Origin of the sequence: Rhodococcus sp. IEGM 1351 (assembly GCF_030056875.1) — a bacterium.
Taxonomy (GTDB): domain Bacteria; phylum Actinomycetota; class Actinomycetes; order Mycobacteriales; family Mycobacteriaceae; genus Rhodococcus_F; species Rhodococcus_F opacus.
Genome location: NZ_JASHKU010000002.1, coordinates 588,919 through 605,113, shown reverse-complemented (window position 1 = coordinate 605,113; position 16,195 = coordinate 588,919). Strand labels below are relative to the sequence as shown.

Below are 16,195 nucleotides of genomic sequence, written 5' to 3'. Positions count from 1 at the left end.
TGCACCCGACAGGGTGTGGGAGAGTAGGACACCGCCGAACATCCGTTACCGAAAGCCCCCCAACCATGTTGGGGGGCTTTCGGCATTCCCGGGCACGAACACCCATGCCGCGCCTGTCTTTTCACCCCGACGCACCCCCGGCCAGGACCTGCAGTGCGCGGGACGCCAGATGAAGATTCAGGCGTGTGTCGACGCTGCGGAGATCACGCCCGGTCAGTTCGTGAATGCGAGACATCCGGTATCGCAGGGTGCTGCGGTGGATCCTGAGTGCCTGCGCGGTCTCGTCGTACTTGCCTCCGCATTCGAGGTATTGGGCCAGTGTGGCCGTCATCGTGCTGCGGTGTTCCCGGTCGTAGTCGAGCAGCGGGCCGAGCCATTCCTGCACGAATGCCTCGACGTCTCCGGTGCTGCTGTGCGAGTCGAGGATCCGGTAGACGCCGAGTTCGTCGAACAGCGCCACCCCACGGGGCGACAGCGACTGTTGTCTGATCTCGAGCGCCCGTATCGCGTGGGTGTACGAGTCGGGAAGACCACTGGGGGAGGTGCATTCGGATCCGACACCGATCACTCCCATCGCGGGGCCGAGTGACTTCTCCAGCGCTGTGAAGATGATGTTCACATCTGTCTTCGCATCCATGACGGCGGCGAGGACCCCGGTTCGGTGCTCGGTGTTGTGGACGAGGAGCGCCGACGAGTCGGAGGACGCCAGGTGACGCCGGAAGGCTTCCGCGACGGACTCGACGGGTGTGTCCGGCCCCCAGCGGACCACCAGGACGCGTTGCGGGGTGTGCAGGTCGTAGCCGAGTGCGTCGGCCCGGGAATAGGCGCTGTCGTCGTCGGTGCCGCCGAGCAGGTCGGCGCCCAGGTCGCGGCTCAGCCGCGCCTCCGCCTCGGCGAGTGATCTGCGATGCGCCATGTCGACGGCGAGCATCGTCGCGGCGTATTCGAGGGCGGCGGTGTCGAGGTCGGTGGCCCGATGTTCCGGGTCGGACAGATACAGAACGCCGAGAAGTGTCTGGCCGGGCCGGACTATCTGCACGATCCGGTTGTCGTGCCGCAGCGGGCGCCCTTCCATCGCGGCACGGCGCAGGACGTCGAGTCGGTTCCCGCCGCCGATCTTGCGGTACCGCGGGGCCTTGTCCGGGCCGGCCCAGACGCGGAGATTGCCGAAGGCGTCCTCGATCCCGACGGCAAGTCCGGTCACGTGGTGGAGGGTCTCGGCGATGGCGGTCTCGTCGGCGCCGGTCGCGGCGAGGCGTCCGAACGTGTTCTGAATCTTCGCTTCCTCCTCGAGCCGCGCGACCCGCGCGCCGAGCGCGGTGATCTCGTCCGCGGCCTCGCGCAATTGACGTTCCTGTGTGGCCGCCCGGGAGCGGAGCGATGCGGCGCGCAGGGCCGACCCCGTGTGCTGAATCAACAACTCGAGCAGCGTGGCCTGCACCGGGGTAGGCGGGTAGTCGGCCCGCAGGGTGAGCGACACCGGCCTCGACCACGAATCGTCGAAAAGCACGCGGTGTCGCCAGACGTCGTCGTCGTGGCGTTCGCCCGTCGGAGCCGACACGGGTTCCACCGTGAAGGGACCGACTTCGGGGAGAGCTTCGACCAGCAGGGCGAGGATCTCGTCCCGATTCCCGCAGTCGTGCATGTGCGCGGTGACGGCCAAGACCGCGGACAGGTTCGTCGCCCGCGGCGTGTGATCCACCCTCGGGTCTGGGGCTGCTTCCAGATCCATGGCTTGGAACTACCCCGTTTTGCGCCGTCGAAACCGGGACGCTGTCCGCTGAGGCCGGATTTCGGTGGATTCTTTCGTTCCGCCGTGACCATGTGGGGAGACGGATCAGCCGCCACTCTTGGTAACTGAGGGGTGGAACTATGACCCAATCCAATAATTGGCACGATCCCGATCTGAACATGATTCGCGATGTCGTCGCGCACACGTCGGACGGGTGCGAGGGCTGTCTCACGCTCGGTACCCGCTGGGAGCACCTGATGTTGTGCCTGACGTGCGGCTATGTCGGATGCAGTGACGGATCACCGATGCGGCACGCGCGACACCACGCCGAACGCAGCGGTCATCCGATCGTCCAGTCGCTCCACGCGGGGGACAACTGGCGCTGGTGCTTCGTGCACGACGCCCAGATCTGCACGCCGTATCCGGCGACCGGGGCCCGGGTGGTCGCACCGAGCCTCGTGCCCGGACCGTCGGACGACCTCAGACACGGTCTCCGTATCGCGAAATCGCAGTGACGATCGCAGACCACACGGCGTCCGCCTGAACCTCGGGGGGAGCGTCGTCGAGCCAACGTGGGCGTACCAGGATTCCGCCGGAACGAGGCGACGTCGGAAGCGGTCCGGGAACTGCGGCGTAGGCGTCCGACGCCGACACCGGGGCGGACGAACCATCGAACGAGGAATGAGACGTCTCCTCGTGTGCGCCGTGCCTGAGCTGGAGAACCTCCTGTCCCTCCCGTCCGCGCAGGAGGAAGAAGAGCAGCGGGTCGTCGTCGAGCACCCACGCGGCCTGATACAGCACCGCGGCAGCGTGGCGGCACGGCACGTCCCACTCCTCGCAGGTGCACGTCGCGTCGGCGTCGAACATCGACGGCACGAGGGACGCGTCGACGGCAGCGAGGTCGTCGTCGAGTTCGCGGGGAAGCGTCCCACTCGACAACTGGGCGACGTGACCGCTCCGCGACGCGAGGGTCGCGAGCACCTCGCCCCACTGGCGCTCGTCCAGCTGGTCCACCCGGATCCGCACGTGCAGGCTCTCCTCGTCCGTGTGCACGTCCGCGGAGACGAGCCCGGCCGCGAACGTGAGCGGACCGACCAGTCCACCACGGGCATAGGCGCGTCCGCGTTTCAGCGTGTCCGAGTCGAGTGCGGCCTGCTCGACATCGTCGACCCATCGCTGCGCCCACCAGGTCCGGCCGCGGGTGCGGCGGCCCTTCTGCGCCGGAAAGCGGGGAAGCGTGACGGCGTCGCTCACAGATCACCTCCGAAGTCGTAGTCGGGGCTCAGCGCCACCAGCCGGGTGAGTTCGCGATCGGTCAGTTCGGTGAAGGCGTCGGCACCGTGTGACAGGACGGAGTCGGCGAGCTGCCGCTTGGACGCGAGCATGCCGGCGATGCGTTCCTCGATGGTTCCGGCGGTGACGAGCCGGTGGACGACGACCGGGTGGGTCTGCCCGATGCGGTACGCGCGGTCGGTGGCCTGGTCCTCGACCGCGGGGTTCCACCAGCGGTCGAAATGGACGACATGATCGGCCCGGGTGAGGTTCAACCCGGTACCGGCGGCTTTGAGGGACAGGATCAGGACGGGAATGTCGCCGTTCTGGAAGCGTTCGACCAGTTCCTCCCGGGCGGGGACGGGTGTGCCCCCGTGCAGGAATTCGCAGCCCACTCCTCGCGCCGTCAGGTGCCGCCGCAGCAGCCGTCCCATCGTGGTGAAGTGGGTGAAGACGAGCGAACGCCCGCCCTCCGACAGGTTGGTGTCGATCAGCTCGTCGAGCAGACCGATCTTGTGGGAGCGGCCGGTGAGCGCGGCGTGCTCCTGCCCGAGGTACTGGGCGGGGTGATTGCAGATCTGCTTGAGTCCCGTCAGCAGCGACACGATGCTGCCGCGCCGCCCGATGCCGTCGCTCGTCTCGATCTGCTCCATGGCCTCGCGCACGAGGGCCTCGTACATTCCGGCCTGTTCCGGGGTGAGCGTGACGTCCAGGTCGATCTCCGTCTTCGGCGGAAGCTCGGGGGCGATCCCCGGATCGGACTTCGTGCGCCGGAGGACGAACGGCGAGATCAACGCCGCCAACTCCGCCGCGCGGTCGGCGCCGTCCTCGGCGGCCGAGCCGTCGTAGCGGCGGTGGAACTGCGCGTACGGACCGAGGAGGCCCGGTGTGACGCCGTCGAGGATCGACCAGAGGTCGCTGAGCCTGTTCTCCACGGGTGTCCCGGTGAGCGCGACGCGGGCCTGTCCCGCAATCGTCCGCAGTGCCCGGGTGACGGACGCGGCGCGGTTCTTCAGGTGTTGCGCCTCGTCCGCGACGACCAGACCCCACACAGTCCGGGCGAGTACGTCGCAATCGAGCCGCATCGTCGCGTACGTGGTGAGGACGACGGTGTCGCTGCCGCCTGCGACCGTCTCACCGGGAGGGCGCCGCTTCGGACCGTGGTGGACGAGGACGCCGGTGCCCGGCGCGAAGCGTTCGATCTCCCGTCGCCAGTTTCCGAGCAGAGACGCGGGACAGACCACCAGCGTGGGTCCTGCCGTTTGCGGTGTCTGCTGTCGGTGCAGGTGAAGTGCGATGAGGGTCAACGTCTTTCCCAGGCCCATGTCGTCGGCGAGACAGGCGCCCAGGCCTCGTGACGTGAGCCCGGCCAGCCAGCGGAATCCGGTCAGCTGGTAGTCCCGCAACTGCGCGCGCAGGGCTGCGGGGACCGGCACGGCCTCCGGATCCTGGTCGGACAGCTCACGCGCCACCGCCGCGGCCGCTCCATAGGAGTCGACGCGGACGTCCTCCTCGCCGCGCCGGGCCCGGCCGGTCAGCGACGCGCGGAGGGCCTCGATGGACGTCATCGTTCCGGTCCGCCGCTGGAGGGTCTTTCGTATCAACGCCGAGTCCGCGACGACGTATCGGTTGCGGAGTTTCACGACGGCGCGCTCCGCCGAGACGAGCTCCTCCATTTCCTCGCGAGTCAGAACGTCGTCGCCCACCGCCACGCGCCAGTCGAAGTCGAAGACGCGGTCGCCGCCGAAAGCGGCTGCGCCCTCGCGGGACCCGGGCTCGCCGAGGATCATGCGGGTGGAGGTGCGGGCGACCAGTTCGCGCGGCCAATGGATCTCGAGTCCACGCTCACGCAGCCGACGGCCGGCGTCCCCGGCGAGGGACGCCAGGTCGTCGTCCTCGAGCCGGATGCGGTGCGGCGCCTCGGCTCGCAGCAGGTCTTCGAGCGGCGCCCAGTCCTGGGCCGCGCGGCGGAGGGCGTCGAGAACCTCGATCCGCGGGTCGGCGGCGAACGCGGACTCGGCGAGCGTCGGATGCCGCCACAGGTCGACGGCGTCGCACACCACCCCGGGCCGCGCCACACCGTGCACCTGGACTGTCGCGTCGAACTCGCCGGCCGAGAGGTCGACCGCGTGCGGATCGACGGGGTCGATCCGCAACGACAGCGCGATCGCATCGGGTGCCAGGGCGTCCGCCCACGCCCGGAGTGCGGGGAAGGTCTCGGCGTTCCATCCCCGGTAGGGTCCGGCGTCGGCCGGTGAGTCGAGTCGCGGGATCGTGTCGACGGCAGCGGTGAGGAAGTCGCGCAGCACGTCCACCGCGGCGGGGAGGCGAACTCCGGCGGCGGACGGATCCCCGAGTGGAATCGCGCGCGCTTCCGGCGGGAGGGCGGCGGCCAGCAGGCGCAGATGAGATTCGTCCTCGTCGTCGAGGACGCCGAGCCGCCAGCGGTCGCGGCCACTCGGCGCAACCGCGGGAAGGATCTTGCCCGCCCCGACGTATCCGAGAGCGGTCCGGGTGCAGGCGGCCCAGAACGCGACCGATCGATGCGTTGTCTCGCCGGGTCGCAGTGCCAGGAGCATCGGCAACGCTTCGGCGAGCGAGATGCTCTGCGTCGGAACGCGTTCCACGGTGCTTCCGATTGCCATCCGGGTGTGGGAATCGATACTCGGTGGCAGCGGCCCGTCCGGGGAATCACGCCAGAACGCCAGGCGGGAGTCGCGCGGAGGATCGGACGGCACGAAGGTGGCCGCACAGGCGGCGAGGATGGGCCCTGCTGTCACTACTGCGCCTTTCGCCTGGTTTACAGTACGCCGTACGTCAACGAGGCGGCGGACGGAATTGTTCCCGGGCGCCGTGGGAAGATCTCGGCATGGGTAGAAGCGCGACACCGGAGGGCGACCCCGCCCGCACCATGGAGCTGCTCTGGGGTGGCGGCAGTACACCGATCTCTCGCCCCCGCAACGGGAAGCCGGGCCTGACGCTCGACCGGATCGTCGAGGCCGCGATCTCCGTCGCGGATGCCGAAGGGCTGGACGCCGTCTCGATGCGCCGGCTGGCAGCCGAACTCGGCGCCGGGGCGATGTCGCTGTACACGCACGTTCCCGGGAAGACCGAACTGGTGGAGGTGATGCTCGATCGCGCGCTGTCCACCCTCGAGCCGGCCGACGACACCGAAGCGGGGTGGCGGGAGCGTCTCGCGGCCGCCGCTCACGACTATTTCCATCTGCTGTGCGCCCACCCGTGGATGCTCGGCGTCGTCGCGCTGAGCCGGCCGGTCCTCGGGCCCGGCGGGATGGCCAAGTACGAGCGGGAACTGCGCGCGGTCGAGGGACTGGGACTGTCGGACCTCGACATGGATTCGGTCGTCACGCTCCTCGACAGTTTCATCGCGGGCGCGGCGCGGGCCGCGGTGGACGCGGCCGCGCTCGCCGCCCAGGGGGAGGCGGACCGTGAATGGTGGCAGCGCGTCGCTCCGCACTTCGAAAAGGTCTTCGACCCCGACCGGTTCCCGCTGGCCGCCCGGGTCGGGGCCTCCGCCGGGGAACACCACGACGCCGCGTACGCGCCCGCCCACGCCTTCGAATTCGGGCTGGCCCGGCTACTCGACGGCGTCGGCGCCCTCATCGTCGACGGCGGAACCGGCGGGGAGTAGTTCGGCCGGAACGGCCAGCGTGGTCGGTTCGACACGGCCGCGCAGGGTGACGGTGTCGGTGAGTTGCCACCGTGTGCGTTCGTCCTCGGCTGCCGCGTCGATCGCCCGCTCGGACGCGACGACGTGTCCGGACACGTTCTTGGCGAGTTCGGACAACCGCGCTGCCTCGTTGACGGGATCGCCGATCACCGTGTACTCGAACCGTTCGTGGGCTCCGATGTTTCCGGCCACGGCGCGACCCGCCGCCACCCCGATTCCCGCATCGCACTCCGGGACCTCGGCGGTGAGCCGTTCGCGGAGGGCCCGAGCGGCGGAGAGCGCGGCACCTGCATGGTCGTCGAGCGCCACGGGTGCCCCGAAGATGGCCAGCGCGGCGTCACCTTCGAACTTGTTGACGAACCCGCCTCGCCGATCGACCTCGTCGACGACCACGTTGAAGAACCGGTTGAGCAGGTCCACGACCTCCGCAGGCGACCGGGTGGCCGCGATCGTGGTGGACCCGATGATGTCGACGAACAGGACCGCCACGTCACGTTCCTCGCCGCCGAGTTCGGGGTTGTGCCGCAGGGCCTGGGAGGCCACCTCCTGCCCGACGTGGCGCCCGAACAGGTCGCGGATCCGCTCACGTTCGCGGAGTCCCTCCACCATCCGGTTGAACCCGGTCTGCAGCGCGCCGAGTTCGGTGCCGTCGTACACGACGACCTCGGCGTCGAGATCGCCCTCCGCCACCTTCGCCATGCCCAGCGACACCGAGCGGATCGGCGCCTCGGTGGCACGCACGCTGATCACGACCAGCAGCAGGCCGAAGAGCAGGATCACACCACCCAGCGCGAGGATCGACACCGCGAGGCTGGTCGGGCTCGCCGGCCGGATGAAACTGAAGATCGCGATGAGCATCAGACCGAGCACCGGAACACCCGTCCCGAGGATCCACGCCAGCGCGGTGCGGCCGGTGATGCCCAGGGTTCGGCGGGGACGCGGTCCGTCCGATCCCAGTGCCCGGGCGGCGATGGGGCGGAGGGCGAACTCCGTCAGCAGGTAGCAGAACGCGCAGACCGTGATCCCGGCCAACGCAATCGTGAATGCGACTTTCGGAATGGTCTGGGGATCGATGAGGCCGTACAGCGTCGTGAAGAAGACCAGCCCGATGCCCCACAACGCCGCCTGGACACGCGTCAGACGCCACGGTGCGCGAAACGCCGCCGACCGGTCGTGGTCCGTGGGCGCGTCGTCCTCCGTGGCCCACCGGAGATCCGACACCAGTCGTTTGGTGCCCCACGTCACGCCGATCAGGACCGCGCACAGCACGAACACGGGCACCGCGACGAAGTTGGCGATCATGAACTCGCTCGACCACACACTCGGGCCGGGGACGACGACACTGACGAGCAGGCAGGTGATCACCGCGCCGACCAGGTTCGTGAACACCAGCGGGGCGGTGAGTAGCAGCTGGACACGGATACGCCGCCTGCGGGGACTCTCGTCCGGTGATCCGAGCAACCACGACCCCAGCGGGGCGACGGATCGGCGAGGGCGGCGCATAGTCATTCGAGACTAGTCGGCACGATCCCTTAGGGTGGGCGGGTGCGCCTAGTGATTGCCAGATGCCGAGTCGACTACGTAGGCCGTTTGACGGCACATCTGCCCACCGCTCGTCGCCTGTTGTTGATCAAGGCCGACGGTTCCGTGAGCATCCACGCCGACGACCGCGCCTACAAGCCGCTGAACTGGATGAGCCCGCCCTGCTGGCTCGTCGAAGACACCGTGGAAGACGCCGAAGCGCTGTGGGTGGTGACCAACAAGGCCGGTGAGGAACTGCGGATCACCATCGAGGAGATCGAGCACGACTCCAGTCACGAACTCGGTGTCGATCCGGGGCTCGTCAAGGACGGTGTCGAGGCACACCTGCAGGAGTTGCTCGCCGAACACGTCGAAACGCTCGGCAGCGGTTACACGCTCGTCCGGCGTGAGTACATGACGGCCATCGGTCCCGTCGACCTGCTGTGCCGGAACGCCGACGGGGCTTCCGTCGCCGTGGAGATCAAGCGCCGCGGAGACATCGACGGTGTCGAGCAGCTCACTCGGTACCTCGAACTGCTCAACCGGGATCCGCTGCTGGCGCCGGTGAGCGGTGTCTTCGCCGCCCAGCAGATCAAGCCGCAGGCCAAAACCCTTGCCACCGACCGCGGAATCCGGTGCCTCGTGCTCGACTACGAAGCGCTGCGCGGTACCGAGAGCACCGAGTTCCGGCTCTTCTGAGGCCTAGGCTGAACCCGTGCCCCGTCGTAAACCGCAGCGGAAGAACACACGCCGCAGTGCGCCCCCGGACGACTCCGAGGGGTCGCTGTTCGGTAGTGCGATGATGCGTCAGGAGTCCGGGCCCGCAGGCTACGCCGACGAGAGTTTCATCGTCCGCACGATCCCCGGGGCCCGGGCGACCAAGTCCTACCGGTGCCCCGGCTGCGATCACGACATCCGGCCGGGTGTCGCCCACCTCGTCACCTGGCCGGCCGAATACGGCGGAGCCGAGGACCGGCGGCACTGGCACACCGGGTGCTGGTCGGGACGCAGCACCCGGGGCCTCACGCGCAGGTGGTCCTAGCTTCCCGTCTTCACGGTTCGCTGATCCGCCGGCCGGTTCGCCGGGTTCTTCTCGACGGTGGACAGCACTGCGGTGTCCTCGTCCGAGTTGTCCGTCTCGTCCGCGGAGTTCTTCCCGGACTCGCTCTGCGTGGACTTCCGGTCGGCGGCACCGCCCGGTGCCGGCTTGCTGCTCGTGTTCTCGGTTGAGCGCTTCTCCGAGTTCGATGCCGCGGTGTCGGGCTGCGCGTCCAGGAGTTCACTCTCCCGGTTGACCGACGCCAACATGGCGGGAACGGAATCGAGCTGACCCCGAATTCCCAAGAGCTGCGCCAGGATCCGGCCGCGTAGCACGCGAAGTTCCTCCGCGAGTTCCTTGGCGTGGGCGATCTTGCGCTCCGACTGGTCGGTGGCCGCCTGCAGCCTGCGCTCCGCCTCGTGCGTGGCGTCCGCGAGACGGCGATGCGCCTCGGCCTTGCTGGTGGACTCGAGTTCGTTGACGGCCGTGATCGTCTTCTGACGACGCTCGGACATCGCGAGGTCGAAGTCTTCCTGCACCTGCGACCGACGCAGTTCGGCCTCGGCGGCGAGGCGGTCGCGCTCGGACTGAGCGGCCTCGACGATCTTCGCCGCCTCCGTGCGGGCCTTGGCCATCGTCTGCTCGTGCTGAATCTCGAGAGCACTCCGGCGGTCTTCGAGTTCCGCGACCAGCGACTCGTACTGGCCGCGGAGCTGCGCGCCCTCCTGCTCGGCGACGGAGATCATCTCGGCGGCGTCGGCCTCGGCCTTCGCACGCACCTCGGACGCCTCGTCCGACGCGAGCCGGAGCATGCGCGAGATGCGGTCGCTCATTCCCTCCGCGGTGGTCGGCGGAACGGACAGGCGGTCGACATCCTTGCGGAGATCGTCGATCTCGTCCCGCGCATCGTCGAGCTGCTTGGCGAGATCCCGCGCCTGCGCCGCCGCGGCGTCGCGGTCGGCGGCAGTGACGCGGAGCTCGGCGTCGAATCGCTCGAAGTAGTTACGTACCTCGTCCCGATCGAATCCCTTGCGCACGGTGGAGAAGGGAAGGGGGATCGAACCACGGTCCTGCTCGTTTACCATGGCCGCCAATCTACCTGGGCAAAGTAGAACTTGTCTCTGCGCCTGGTACCCGGCGGCCGGCCACAGCTCTAGTGGGTCGCCGACGGCTCGACGAGCTCGACGAGAACTCCGCCTGCGTCCTTCGGGTGGACGAAGTTGATGCGCGAGTCGGCGGTTCCGCGGCGAGGTGCGTCGTACAGCATGCGCACGCCGCGCTCGCGCAGCTGGGCGGAGATGGCGTCGATGTCCGTCACGCGGTACGCGAGCTGCTGGAGACCGGGACCGCTGCGATCGATGAACTTGGCGATGGTCGAGTTCTCGTTCAACGGTGCGAGAAGCTGCAGCGCGGTGCTGCCCTCGGGGGAGCCGACGACGCTGAGCATCGCTTCGCGCACGCCCTGCTCCTCGTTCACCTCTTCGTGCGTCGACACCATGCCGAGGTGTTCGGAGTACCACGCGATGGCGGCGTCGAGGTCGGGAACGGCGATACCGACGTGGTCGATGGCGGTCACCAGGTCCGAGGACAGCGGTGACGTGGTCTGGGTGGGGGAGGACTGTGTCATGGTCCCGACGTTAGCGCTACCGTTTCGGTAGTTCTCGTCGGGATGTGACTTCCGTCGCCCCGCACCTGCCTACTCGTCTCACGCGGAGGAAATCGTGACCAGTTCTGTGATCGTCGCCGGAGCCCGGACCCCGATGGGCCGGTTGCTGGGTTCGTTGAAGGATGTGTCGGGTTCGGATCTGGGTGGGGTGGCGATTCGTGGTGCGCTGGAGAAGGCGGGCGTCGCTCCCGAGCAGGTCGAGTACGTGATCATGGGTCAGGTGCTCACGGCGGGGGCGGGGCAGATCCCGGCGCGGCAGGCCGCGGTGGCCGCGGGGATCGGGATGGATGTGCCGGCGCTGACCATCAACAAGGTGTGCCTGTCCGGGATCGATGCGATCGCGTTGGCGGATCAGCTGATCCGGGCCGGCGAGTTCGAAGTGGTGGTCGCCGGCGGCCAGGAGTCGATGTCGCGCGCCCCGCACCTGCTGGAGAAGTCGCGGGAGGGTTTCAAGTACGGCGACGTCACGATGCGCGACCACATGGCCTTCGACGGGTTGTACGACATCTTCACCGATCAGGCGATGGGGAGTCTGACAGAGGCGAAGAACGCGGAGGACGGGCAGCGGATCGGCCGTGAGGAGCAGGACACCTTCGCGGCGGCGTCGCATCAGAAGGCGGCGCGGGCCTGGAAGGACGGGGTGTTCGACGACGAGGTGGTGCCGGTGCCGGTGCCGCAGCGGAAGGGGGATCCCGTGCTGGTCGGCTCCGACGAGGGCGTGCGCGGCGATACGACGGCGGAATCCCTGGCCAGGCTGCGGCCGGCGTTCAGCAAGGACGGCACGGTCACCGCCGGGTCGGCGTCGCAGATCTCCGATGGCGCGGCCGCTGTCGTGGTGATGAGCAAGGCGAAGGCGCAGGAACTCGGGTTGTCGTGGATCGCGGAGATCGGCGCGCACGGGGTCGTTGCGGGTCCGGATTCGACGCTGCAGTCGCAGCCGGCGCGGGCCATCGCGAAGGCGTGCGCCAAGGAGGGGATCGAGCCGAAGGACCTGGATCTGGTGGAGATCAACGAGGCGTTCGCGGCGGTGGGGATCGCGTCGACACGGGAGTTGGGGTTGGATCCGGAGATCGTGAACGTCAACGGCGGGGCGATCGCGATGGGGCATCCGCTGGGCATGTCGGGGGCGCGGATCGCATTGCATCTGGCGCTGGAGTTGCGTCGTCGCGGCGGGGGTGTGGGCGCTGCGGCACTGTGCGGTGGTGGCGGTCAGGGTGACGCCCTGATCGTCCGCGTCCCCAAGGCCTGACCGGACGACAGTCCGTGGTGGTGTATCTCACACCACTACGGACTGTCGTAGATGGTCGGGCACAATGGTCGGCATGGCGAACGTCTTCGATCTCAGCACCACGGCCACGCGCTTCCGATTTGTCGCAATTCTGGAGGCATTCACCTGGCTCGGCCTCCTCATCGGCATGGCCTTCAAGTACCTGCCCGCCGACGGCAACGAGATCGGCGTGAAGATCTTCGGGCCCATCCACGGCGGTGTCTTCGTCCTGTACCTGCTCATCTCGCTGTGGACCGCCCGCAAGCTGAGCTGGAATCTGGTCACCACCTTCTGGGCGCTCGTCGCCAGCGTCCCGCCGTTCGGCACCGTCGTGTTCGAGGTCTGGGCGGCCCGCACCGGCCGGATGGGCGAACTGTCCCGGTCGAGCGCCGTGAAGAGCGAACCGTCGCTCGTCTGATCCGCTCCGCGGTAGGCACGGCCCGCATTCCGGTGCGCGCTCAAATCGTGACAAACTGGTGGACGTGACTCGACCAGGTTCTCGTCCGTCAGCGCGTTCCTCAGCAGTGGCCGCGGCCATGAGCGGAGCAGTCGATCTCTCCGCCCTCAAGGAGCGTGCGGCCGCTCCACCCCCGCCGGCACCCGCACCCTCCGGGGACGGCGCGGCCCCGGCCGCACCCGGGAGTACCGGACTCATACCCGTCATCGACGTCACCGAGGCGACGTTCGAGGCGGAGGTGCTCGTCCGGTCCCAGCAGGTCCCGGTCGTCGTCGACCTGTGGGCCACCTGGTGCGAGCCGTGCAAACAACTCTCACCCCTGCTCGAGAAGCTGGCACACGAGGCCGGCGGCACCTGGGTGCTCGCCAAGGTCGACGTCGATGCCAACCCGCGGATCGCACAGGCTTTCGGCGTCCAGTCCGTCCCGACCGTGGTCGCCATCGCCGGCGGGCAACCGCTCGCCGACTTCCAGGGCGCGCAGCCCGAACCGCAACTGCGTCAGTGGCTCGCCGCCGTTCAGCAGGCCACCGCCGGAAAGCTGTCCGGACCGCCGGCCGGTGACGGCAACGAGGACGAGCCCGAACCGGAGGACCCGCGTTTCGTCGCGGCCGAGGCCGCGCTCGACGAAGGCGACCTGTCGGCAGCCGAAGCCGAGTTCCAGAAGATCCTCGACGACGAACCGGCCAACGCCGAGGCGCAGGGCGCGATCCGGCAGGTGCGTTTCCTCGCCCGCGTGCAGTCCGTCGATCCCGGTGCCGTCGCCGCGGCGGACGCCGCCCCGAACGACATCGACGCCCAGTTGCAGGCCGCGGACGTCGAGCTCTACTCCCAGGCCCCCGACGCGGCGTTCGCCCGTCTCATCGGTGTCGTCGCCCGCAGCGCCGGCGACGACAAGACGCGGGTACGGACGCGTCTGCTGGAGTTGTTCGAACTGTTCGACCCGGCCGAGCCGGTCGTCATGACCGCGCGACGGAAACTCGCCGCCGCACTGTACTGACGAGGAACCGGGGTGAGTGCTGTCGGCACTCACCCCGGTCACCTCGTCTGATGGTCAGCTTCGAACGCGCTCCACCCGTCCGACCAGGAAGACGTAGGACGCGACCCCGACCGCGGTCACCACGGTCATGTAGACGAATCCCGGCGCGAAGCTGTCGTCGGTGACGAGCAACCCGATCACGATGGGCGTCGCGATCGACGACAGGTTGCCGATGAAGTTGAACATTCCACCGGTGAGCCCGAGCAGTCGTTCCGGCGCGAGCGCCGAGACCAGCGACCACGTGATCGACGCGAGCCCGTTGCCGAAGAACGCGATGGACAGGAACACGATCACCATCGCGGTCGAGTCGGTGAAGTTGGCGCCGATCATCGCGACCGTCAGCAACAGGCCCACGATGATCGGACCCTTCCGGGCGACTCCGAGAGACACTCCCTTGCGCAGCAGGAAATCGGAGAACACCCCGGAGAACAGCACACCGACGAGTGCCGCGACGAACGGCAGCGAGGCGAGAAATCCGGACTTGATGTAATCCATGTCCCGGTACTCGACGAGATACGTGGGGAACCAGGTGAGGAAGAACCACAGCGTCGACGTGAGGCAGAACTGCCCCAAGTAGATCCCCCACAGCTTGCGCCGGCCGAGGACGGTGGCGACATCGTTCCGGGTCACCGCCGGACGTTCGGGTTGCTGCTCGTCCGCGAGGTCGACGAGTCCGCCGCCGTCGCGGATCAGGTCGATCTCGGCGTCGTTCGCCCGCGAGTCGCGTGGCTCGCGATAGAACGCGTACCACACGGCACCCCAGACCGCCCCGATCGTTCCGGTCACGATGAAGACCCAGTGCCACGACAGCACGGACTGCAGCCAGGACAGGAACGGCGTGAGCAGGGCCAGTCCGATGAACTGCCCGGAGGTGTAGAAGCCGATCACCGTCGCCCGTTCACGCTCGGGGTACCAGGCCGTCGCGACCCGGTTGTTGATCGGATACGCGGGCGCCTCGAACACACCGACCAGCAGGCGCAACGCGATGAGCGCTACGAAGCCGCCGATGACCCCCATGAACGCGGTCGCGACCGACCACAGGATGAGGCAGGCGGGGTAGAGCAGTCTCGGGGGAATCCGGTCGACGAGCCATCCTCCGGGGATCTGCAGCGCCGCATAGGTCCAGCCGAAAGCCGACAGCAGAAGTCCCTGCTGCGCCTTGGAGAGATCCATTTCGTCCGCGATCGCAGGCATCGCGATCGACAGGTTTGCCCGGTCCATGTAGTTGATGACGACGGTCACGAACAGCATCACCGCGATGAGAACGCGCGCCTTCGACGCCTGCGCGGCGACCGTAGTGGACTTGCCGATCTTCTGGGTCTGCACCATTGCCCTCACCACTCCGCAAAGGATCCGTCGGTGTGGCGCCAGACCGGGTTTCGCCAGCGATGGCCTTCGGCGGCCCGTTCGATCACGTACTCCTCGTTCACCTCGATGCCCAGTCCCGGACCGGTGGGGATTCGGACCTGACCGTCCGCGTACGTGAACACGGACGGGTCGACGAGATAGTCGAGGAGATCGTTCGACGTGTTGTAGTGGATGCCGAGGCTCTGTTCCTGGATCGTCGCGTTGTAACAGCCCGCGTCGATCTGCAGGCACGTGGCCAGGGCGATCGGCCCGAGGGGGCAGTGCAGCGCGAGTGCCACGTCGTACGCCTCGGCCATGTGCGCGATCTTCCGGGCCTCGGTGATGCCACCGCAGTGCGACGGATCGGGCTGGATGATGTCCACCGCCCCGGACGCGAGGACGGTTTTGAAATCCCAACGAGAGAACAATCTCTCACCCAGCGCGATCGGGATCGGCGACTGTCGCAGCACGTCGACGAAACCGTCGACGTGCTCGGAGAGGACCGGTTCCTCGACGAACATCAGCCGGAACGGCTCGAGTTCCTTCAGCAGCACCTTGGCCATCGGCTTGTGCACCCGGCCGTGGAAATCGACGCCGATGCCGATGTTCGGGCCCACTGCGTCCCGTACCGCGGCGACGTTGGCGAGGCACTGGTCCACCTTGTCCCAGGAGTCCAGGTACTGCAGTTCCTCCGTGCCGTTCATCTTCACGGCGGTGAACCCCCGGTCGACCACTTCGCGTGCCGCCTTCGCGGTGTCCGAGGGGCGGTCGCCACCGATCCAGGAATAGACCTTGATCCGGTCCCGGACGCGGCCGCCGAGAAGCTCGTACGCAGGCACGCCGAGGGCCTTGCCCTTGATGTCCCACAGGGCCTGGTCGATGCCGGCCAGCGCGCTCATGTGGATGCCGCCACCGCGGTAGAAACCGGACCGGTACATGACCGTCCACAGGTCTTCGATCTGCGTCGGATCCTGTCCGATCAGGTAGTCGGACAGTTCCTCCACCGCCGCGGCGACGGACGCGGCCCGGCCTTCGAGCACCGGTTCGCCCCAGCCGACCACGCCGTCGTCCGTCTCGATCCGCAGGAACAGCCACCTGGGGGGAACGGCGTACGTGGTGAGTGACTTGATCTTCATGGAGTCCTCCTGTGCGGGGCTGTGGTGGTGG

At 68.2% G+C, this 16,195-nt stretch carries 15 protein-coding genes; 7 read left to right on the top strand and 8 right to left on the bottom strand.

Annotation, left to right across the window (positions count from 1 at the left end):
- Window positions 1-121 precede the first annotated feature (121 nt).
- Window positions 122-1,732 (bottom strand): PucR family transcriptional regulator, encoded by a 1,611-nt coding sequence (locus QM806_RS05995; RefSeq protein WP_283290717.1) that lies wholly within the window; start codon window positions 1,730-1,732, stop codon window positions 122-124.
- 140 nt (window positions 1,733-1,872) lie between these two features.
- On the opposite strand from QM806_RS05995, the gene QM806_RS05990 reads away from it, so the two are divergent.
- Entirely contained in the window at window positions 1,873-2,247 is a 375-nt protein-coding gene (locus tag QM806_RS05990) for a UBP-type zinc finger domain-containing protein (protein WP_005262064.1), read from the top strand.
- On the opposite strand, the gene QM806_RS05985 is transcribed toward QM806_RS05990, so the two are convergent.
- Together QM806_RS05985 and QM806_RS05980 are read right to left on the bottom strand one after the other, a co-directional pair.
- The gene (locus QM806_RS05985) at window positions 2,213-2,986 is read right to left on the bottom strand and encodes an SWIM zinc finger family protein (protein WP_005567422.1); all 774 of its coding nucleotides are present in this window, start codon (window positions 2,984-2,986) and stop codon (window positions 2,213-2,215) included. The two genes, QM806_RS05990 and QM806_RS05985, sit on opposite strands and share 35 nt — an antisense overlap.
- A complete protein-coding gene (locus QM806_RS05980) occupies window positions 2,983-5,784 on the bottom strand; it encodes a DEAD/DEAH box helicase (RefSeq protein ID WP_064080149.1) in 2,802 nt (933 codons plus the stop codon). Before QM806_RS05980 ends, QM806_RS05985 begins: the two co-directional genes overlap by 4 nt.
- Window positions 5,785-5,873: 89 nt before the next feature.
- Here QM806_RS05980 and QM806_RS05975 point away from each other — a divergent pair, with 89 nt between their 5' ends.
- Entirely contained in the window at window positions 5,874-6,656 is a 783-nt protein-coding gene (locus QM806_RS05975; protein WP_005262058.1) for a TetR/AcrR family transcriptional regulator, read from the top strand.
- Here QM806_RS05975 and QM806_RS05970 read toward each other — a convergent pair.
- Window positions 6,603-8,198 (bottom strand): adenylate/guanylate cyclase domain-containing protein, encoded by a 1,596-nt coding sequence (locus tag QM806_RS05970; protein WP_005262057.1) that lies wholly within the window; start codon window positions 8,196-8,198, stop codon window positions 6,603-6,605. The two genes, QM806_RS05975 and QM806_RS05970, sit on opposite strands and share 54 nt — an antisense overlap.
- Window positions 8,199-8,240: 42 nt before the next feature.
- Here QM806_RS05970 and nucS point away from each other — a divergent pair, with 42 nt between their 5' ends.
- Both nucS and QM806_RS05960 read left to right on the top strand, forming a co-directional pair.
- Window positions 8,241-8,915, top strand: a complete 675-nt coding sequence (gene nucS / locus QM806_RS05965) for an endonuclease NucS (RefSeq protein ID WP_005248359.1) — start codon at window positions 8,241-8,243, stop codon at window positions 8,913-8,915.
- A 16-nt stretch (window positions 8,916-8,931) separates the two neighbouring features.
- Window positions 8,932-9,258 carry an Rv1322 family protein gene (locus QM806_RS05960; RefSeq protein ID WP_005262055.1) on the top strand — a complete coding sequence of 109 codons (327 nt, stop codon included), beginning with the start codon at window positions 8,932-8,934 and terminating at the stop codon, window positions 9,256-9,258.
- Here QM806_RS05960 and QM806_RS05955 read toward each other — a convergent pair.
- Both QM806_RS05955 and mce read right to left on the bottom strand, forming a co-directional pair.
- Window positions 9,255-10,340 (bottom strand): coiled-coil domain-containing protein, encoded by a 1,086-nt coding sequence (locus QM806_RS05955; protein WP_005262054.1) that lies wholly within the window; start codon window positions 10,338-10,340, stop codon window positions 9,255-9,257. The genes QM806_RS05960 and QM806_RS05955 overlap by 4 nt on opposite strands.
- A 68-nt stretch (window positions 10,341-10,408) precedes the next feature.
- Window positions 10,409-10,882 carry a methylmalonyl-CoA epimerase gene (gene mce / locus QM806_RS05950; protein ID WP_120660612.1) on the bottom strand — a complete coding sequence of 158 codons (474 nt, stop codon included), beginning with the start codon at window positions 10,880-10,882 and terminating at the stop codon, window positions 10,409-10,411.
- A 94-nt stretch (window positions 10,883-10,976) separates the two neighbouring features.
- On the opposite strand from mce, the gene QM806_RS05945 reads away from it, so the two are divergent.
- The 3 genes from QM806_RS05945 (at window position 10,977) to QM806_RS05935 (ending at window position 13,642) form a co-directional block, all read left to right on the top strand.
- Window positions 10,977-12,170, top strand: a complete 1,194-nt coding sequence (locus tag QM806_RS05945; RefSeq protein ID WP_283290712.1) for an acetyl-CoA C-acetyltransferase — start codon at window positions 10,977-10,979, stop codon at window positions 12,168-12,170.
- Between the two features lie 64 nt (window positions 12,171-12,234).
- A complete protein-coding gene (locus tag QM806_RS05940; RefSeq protein WP_005262052.1) occupies window positions 12,235-12,606 on the top strand; it encodes a DUF3817 domain-containing protein in 372 nt (123 codons plus the stop codon).
- A 118-nt stretch (window positions 12,607-12,724) separates the two neighbouring features.
- Window positions 12,725-13,642, top strand: coding sequence for a tetratricopeptide repeat protein (locus QM806_RS05935; protein ID WP_005262051.1), 918 nt, complete (start codon window positions 12,725-12,727; stop codon window positions 13,640-13,642).
- A gap of 54 nt (window positions 13,643-13,696) precedes the next feature.
- Here the strand turns inward: QM806_RS05935 and QM806_RS05930 are convergent, their stop codons facing one another.
- Together QM806_RS05930 and dgoD are read right to left on the bottom strand one after the other, a co-directional pair.
- Complete coding sequence (locus QM806_RS05930) at window positions 13,697-15,010, bottom strand: MFS transporter (protein ID WP_005262050.1); 1,314 nt, start codon at window positions 15,008-15,010, stop codon at window positions 13,697-13,699.
- A gap of 5 nt (window positions 15,011-15,015) precedes the next feature.
- Window positions 15,016-16,164: a galactonate dehydratase gene (dgoD, locus tag QM806_RS05925; RefSeq protein ID WP_005262049.1), complete on the bottom strand. Its 1,149-nt coding sequence runs from the start codon at window positions 16,162-16,164 to the stop codon at window positions 15,016-15,018.
- Window positions 16,165-16,195 lie beyond the last annotated feature (31 nt).